Below are 5,338 nucleotides of genomic sequence, written 5' to 3'. Positions count from 1 at the left end.
TGAAGAACCGCGCGACCCAGCTCTCCGGCGGCGAGATGCAGCGGGTCGCGATCGGCCGGGCCCTTGTGCGACGGCCGTCGATCTACCTGATGGACGAGCCGCTGTCCTCGCTGGACGCCAAGCTGCGCGAGGATCTGCGGATCGAGCTCAAGCGCATCCAACGCGATCTGGGCGCGACCATCCTCTACGTGACCCACGACCAGCTCGAGGCGATGACCCTGGCCGACCGTATCGGCGTGCTCTCCGAGGGTCGCCTGGTCCAGGTCGGCGCGCCACGCGAGGTCTACGAACAACCCAGCGACGTCCACGTCGCCCGGCGGCTGGGCAGCCCGCAGATCAACCTGGTGCCGGGTGGGACTCTGGGCGTCGAGAATCGCCCGACCTCGGCGGCGACCGTGGGGGTTCGCCCGGAGGACGTGCTTCTGCACCGCGACGACGGGGTCGCCGCCGAGGTGCTTGCAGTCGAGCACCTGGGCGTCGAGACCTTGGTCCTGCTCTCGGTCGAGGATATGACCCTTCGGGCCTTGCTGGGCGCCCACGATCCCGTCGCGGAGGGCGAGAAAACCCGGATCGCCGTGCGTCCCGGTGCCGCCCTGTTCTTCGACGACGCGGGCCAAAGGATCACCGGGCCGGAGACGAATTCGAAGCCGGAGGCTGCCTATGGCACCTGATCAGCTGCAACGCCTGATCGCGGCAACCGCCGCGACCATCGCCGCGAACGCCGAAGAGCTGACTGCCCTCGATCAGGCGATCGGCGACGGCGACCACGGCGTCAACATGAAGCGCGGCTTCGACGCCATCGCGGCCGCCGCCGAGGAGATCGGCGCCCTGCCCCTGGCCGGCGCGCTGCAGAAGGCGGGCATGACCCTGGTCATGACCGTGGGCGGCGCCTCGGGTCCGCTCTACGGCTCGCTGCTGATGGGCATGGGTAAGGCGGCCGGGCAGGAAGGTGGAACCGATATCGCGGCAATGCTGGCGGAGGGCATCGAGGCGGTGAAGAAGCGCGGTAAGTCGGAGGCCGGCGAAAAGACCATGCTGGACGTTCTGGTCCCGGTCGTTGCGGCGCTCCAAGCGGCCGAGGCGGAAGAGCTGATCGCGGCGGCACGCGCTGCGGCAGACCAAGGCCTGGCCGCGACCAGGGACATGCTGGCCACCAAGGGCCGCGCCTCATTCCTGGGCGAACGCTCGATCGGGCATCTGGATCCGGGCGCGCGCTCTTCGGCGCTTTTGATCCATGCGGTCTGCGACGTCATCGAGGGCAAAACATGAGCGAACGGGTTTCCATCGTCATCGTCTCGCATTCCGCGGAGGTCGCGAAGGGCGCGGCCGACATGGTGCGGGAGATGGTCGGCGACGAGGTCCGCGTCGCCCACTGCGGCGGCAATCCCGAGGGCGGCCTGGGCACCAACGTGCCCGCGATCATGGAGGCCATCCAGTCGGTCTACGGCCCCCAGGGTGTGGCCATGCTGATCGACTTGGGCGGGGCCGAAACCAACAGCGAGATGGCGATCGAAATGCTGCCGGCCGAAATGCAGGGCAAGGTCGTGATCTGCAATGCGCCGATCGTCGAGGGTGCGGTCATGGCCGCGACCGAGGCCGCGGGCGGCTCGACGCTGGCCGAGGTGCGTGCCACGGCCGAGGAGTTCTTGTCATGAACGACGCAGCCAAGGACCTGACCGAGGCGCTCGGCGAAGCGGTGATACAGGACCCGACCGGCCTGCACGCCCGGCCGGCGGTCAAGCTGACCAAGCTGGCCAAGGCGCATCAGGCAAGCGTCGAGGTCCGGGTCGGGGCCGAGGCCGATTGGGTCAACGCCAAGTCCCCCAACGCGGTCATGAAGCTGAAGGCCGGGCACGGTGCGACACTCTGCTTTCGCGCGAGCGGCAGCGACGCCGAGGCCGCGGTCACTGCTCTGGTGGCCCTGGTGGAACGCGACTTCGATGGCTGAGACCGCGACCGAACAGGTGATCGCGGGAATCGCCGCCGCAGACGGCCTGGTCATCGGGCCCATCGCGCGCGAGGGCAGCTTGCGCCTCGGCGGGCGACGGGTCGGCAGCGCCGCACAGGAGTGCGAGGCCCTTCTGCGGGCGATCGCCCTGGCCAAGGAGGAGCTGGCCGATCTTGTCGCCGGAGAGGACGAACTGGCGGCCGGGATCCTTGAGTTCCAACAGGCGCTGCTGGAGGACGACGACCTGCTGGCGCCGATCTTCAAGGCGGTTCAGGCCGGCGGCACTTCCCACGGGGCCTGGGACGAAGCTCTGGACAGGGAGATCGCCGAGTACCGCAGCGGCGACGACGAGTACCTCTCGGCCCGGGCCGAGGATCTTGCCGACCTGAAGGATCGCGTGCTGCGTGCCCTGATTGGCAAGGACACAGGTCGCCAAGCGACCTTCGCCGAGGGTGCCATCCTGGTCGCCGAGGACCTGACCCCGAGCCGCTTCCTCGAGCTCGACTGGCAGCGTCTCGGCGGCGGCGCGATCCGCGGTGGCAGCAAGACCAGCCACGTCGCCATCCTGGCGCGGGCGCGGGGGATTCCCCTGATCGTCGGCCTCGACGCGGAGCTCGATCATCTGGCGCTCGATGCGCCGGCCGTGCTCGACGCCGAGACGGGCCGCCTGATCCTGGCACCCAGCGACGGCACCCTGGCGCAAGTCCAGAGCCGCATCCAGGCCAGGGCGCAGGGCGACGCGGCCGCAGCCGAAGCGCTCGCGGAGAACGCGGTCACGGCAGGAGGCGCGCGCATCCAGGTCCTGATCAACGTCGACGACCCGGCAATCCTGGACGGCCTCTCCCCGGAGCATTGCGACGGCATCGGCCTCACCCGTACCGAGTTCCTCTTCGAGGGCAACGAGCCGCCGGACGAGCCGGCGCAGCTCGCGGTCTACCGCCGAATCCTGGCCTGGGCCGGCGGCAAGCCGGTAACCATCCGCACCCTGGACGCCGGCGGCGACAAGCCGATCCCCGGCGTCACACGGGAGGCGGAGTCCAACCCATTCCTGGGTCAGCGCGGGCTGCGCCTCTCCCTCGCCCACCCGGAGGTCTTCCGGATCCAGCTGCGCGCCCTGGCACGGGCCGCGGACGAGGGTCCGCTGAAGGTCATGCTGCCCATGGTCACCCTGCCGGACGAGTTCGAGCGGGCGCGGCGGCTCCTCGAAGAAGTCTTGGCACAGCTGACCGCCGAGGGCGTCGCCCACGGCAAGCCGGCCCTCGGCATGATGATCGAGGTGCCGGCGGCGGCATTGACCGCAGCGGACTTCCAGGCCGACTTCTATTCCATCGGCTCCAACGACCTGGTCCAGTACGTCATGGCCGCGGCCCGCGACAATCCGGCGCTGGGCGACCTCGCCGTCGCCGATCACCCGGCGGTACTCGAGCTGATCCGACGCAGCGTTGAGGCAGCCCGGACGCGCGGGGTCGAGATCGGGCTCTGCGGCGACCTGGCCAGCGACCCCACCTTGGTCCCGCGCCTGCTCGACTGCGGCCTGCGGTCGCTCTCGGTGGCGCCGGCGCAGCTCGGCCGGGTCAAGCTGGCGCTGCGCGACTACCGCGGCGAGGTGACCAACCCATGAACGAGACGGCCGAGGACCGGTCGGATACGGGACACGCGGTCGGGGTCTACAAGAGCCTGCTGAAGACCTTCCTGGAGCGGCGCCCATCCGGCACGCGCCAGCGCATCGCCGAGGCCCTGGGCACGCACAAGAGCTTCGTCTCGCAGATCACCAATCCCAACTACCGGGTACCCTTGCCTGCGCAGCACGTCGCCAGCATCATGAAGATCTGCCATTTCTCTGCGGAAGAACGCCGTGCCTTCCTGGCGGCCTACCGTAAGGCGCACCCGCAGCAGGCGGTCTTCCCGGAAGAGGTCGCGGCCGGTCGCCGCGTGCTCCAGATCGAGATCCCGGGCTTCGACGATCCGAAGCGCCAGGCCGAGGTTGCCGAGGCCATCGAGGAACTGGCCCGGCGCTTGATTGCGCTCGCCCGCAACGACGAGCGATCCTAGTCAGGGGAGAGAAGCGATGAAGAAGCTGATCAACGTCGTTGACGACGTTCTGAACGATAGCCTGAACGGCTTCGGCACCGCCCATGGCGACCTGGTGACGGTCAGCCTGGCACCGAAGTTCGTCACCCGCGCCGGCGGGGCCAGCCAGGGCAAAGTCGCCCTAGTCTCGGGCGGCGGTTCCGGGCACGAGCCGCTGCACGCCGGCTTCGTCGGCAAGGGCATGCTGGATGCCGCCTGTCCCGGCGAGGTCTTTACCTCGCCGACCCCGGATCAGATGCTGGCCGCAGCCCAAGCGGTCGACGGTGGTGCCGGGATCCTCTTCGTGGTCAAGAACTACTCCGGCGACGTGATGAACTTCGAGATGGCCGCCGAAATGATGGAGGGCGAGGTGGCAACAGTGCTGACCAACGACGACGTCGCGGTCGAGGACTCACTCTACACCCAGGGCCGGCGCGGCGTCGCCGGTACCGTGGTAGTCGAGAAGATCGTCGGCGCCGCCGCCGAGGAAGGTGCCGACCTCGCCGCCTGCCAGGCCCTGGGCGATCGGGTCAATGCCGCGACCGGATCGATGGGCGTGGCGCTGACCAGCTGTACGGTGCCCGCGGCCGGCAAGCCGACCTTCGACCTCGGCGAAGGCGAGATGGAAATGGGCGTCGGCATCCACGGCGAGCCGGGCCGGCGCCGCGTCGCCCTGGCGAATGCCGAGGACATCGCCGCCGAGATGATCGGCGCCATCACGGAGTCACTCAAGCCGAAAAAGGGCGAGCAGGTCCTTCTGTTCATCAATGGGATGGGCGGCACCCCTCTGATGGAGCTTTATCTCATCTACCAGTCCGCTGCGAAGCTCTGCCAGGACCGCGGGTTTGCCATCGCCCGCTCGCTGGTCGGCAACTACTGCACCTCGCTCGACATGGCCGGTTGCTCGATCACCCTGACCCGGTTCGACGACGAGATGCTTCGGCTCTGGGACGCGCCGGTTCACACCGCGGCCCTGCGCTGGGGCGTGTAAGGCCGGCGGCGCGGACAGCCGCTCCGATCCCAGGCCCGATTGCATTGCAGCGCAGTGCTGTCCATGGCGCGGAGACGCCGAGGCAAACGCTGTCTCAGCAAAACAACCTGCTGCACGGGAGTGCGACATCGCGCGGGAACGGCGCAGAAAGGTCTCCGGGATAGCCTATCGCCCGTTGCGGGAGCGGCCGCTTCGTCACTAGACTGCTCACAGTGGTGTATACTCGCTCGCTCAAACCGCTCACTGGGAGGCTTAATGAGCACCATTCTTGAAGAGGTGAACGGGGTTTTCCGTACACGCGCAATCGACGTGCACGTCACGCATGTCTG

7 protein-coding genes are annotated in these 5,338 nt (G+C 68.7%); all 7 read left to right on the top strand.

Annotated elements, in window-relative coordinates; translation table 11 throughout:
- Positions 1 to 671 (top strand): ABC transporter ATP-binding protein (locus tag QNJ67_23835; GenBank protein ID MDJ0612020.1); only part of this gene is annotated, 671 nt, incomplete at its 5' end.
- The gene (dhaL, locus tag QNJ67_23830; protein ID MDJ0612019.1) at positions 661 to 1,269 is read left to right on the top strand and encodes a dihydroxyacetone kinase subunit DhaL; all 609 of its coding nucleotides are present in this window, start codon (positions 661 to 663) and stop codon (positions 1,267 to 1,269) included. The genes QNJ67_23835 and dhaL, both read left to right, overlap by 11 nt.
- Positions 1,266 to 1,655 (top strand): dihydroxyacetone kinase phosphoryl donor subunit DhaM, encoded by a 390-nt coding sequence (gene dhaM / locus QNJ67_23825; GenBank protein MDJ0612018.1) that lies wholly within the window; start codon positions 1,266 to 1,268, stop codon positions 1,653 to 1,655. The genes dhaL and dhaM overlap by 4 nt, the downstream gene beginning before the upstream one ends.
- Positions 1,652 to 1,948 (top strand): HPr family phosphocarrier protein, encoded by a 297-nt coding sequence (locus QNJ67_23820; GenBank protein ID MDJ0612017.1) that lies wholly within the window; start codon positions 1,652 to 1,654, stop codon positions 1,946 to 1,948. The genes dhaM and QNJ67_23820 overlap by 4 nt, the downstream gene beginning before the upstream one ends.
- Positions 1,941 to 3,569, top strand: coding sequence for a phosphoenolpyruvate--protein phosphotransferase (ptsP, locus tag QNJ67_23815; GenBank protein ID MDJ0612016.1), 1,629 nt, complete (start codon positions 1,941 to 1,943; stop codon positions 3,567 to 3,569). The genes QNJ67_23820 and ptsP overlap by 8 nt, the downstream gene beginning before the upstream one ends.
- Positions 3,566 to 4,000 carry a hypothetical protein gene (locus tag QNJ67_23810; GenBank protein MDJ0612015.1) on the top strand — a complete coding sequence of 145 codons (435 nt, stop codon included), beginning with the start codon at positions 3,566 to 3,568 and terminating at the stop codon, positions 3,998 to 4,000. Before ptsP ends, QNJ67_23810 begins: the two co-directional genes overlap by 4 nt.
- 16 nt (positions 4,001 to 4,016) lie before the next feature.
- Positions 4,017 to 5,009, top strand: coding sequence for a dihydroxyacetone kinase subunit DhaK (dhaK, locus tag QNJ67_23805; protein MDJ0612014.1), 993 nt, complete (start codon positions 4,017 to 4,019; stop codon positions 5,007 to 5,009).
- Positions 5,010 to 5,338 lie beyond the last annotated feature (329 nt).

This window comes from Kiloniellales bacterium (assembly GCA_030064845.1).
Taxonomy (GTDB): domain Bacteria; phylum Pseudomonadota; class Alphaproteobacteria; order Kiloniellales; family JAKSDN01; genus JASJEC01.
The sequence above is the reverse complement of the archived record's forward strand: the minus strand, read 5'-3'. Positions and strand labels throughout refer to the sequence as shown.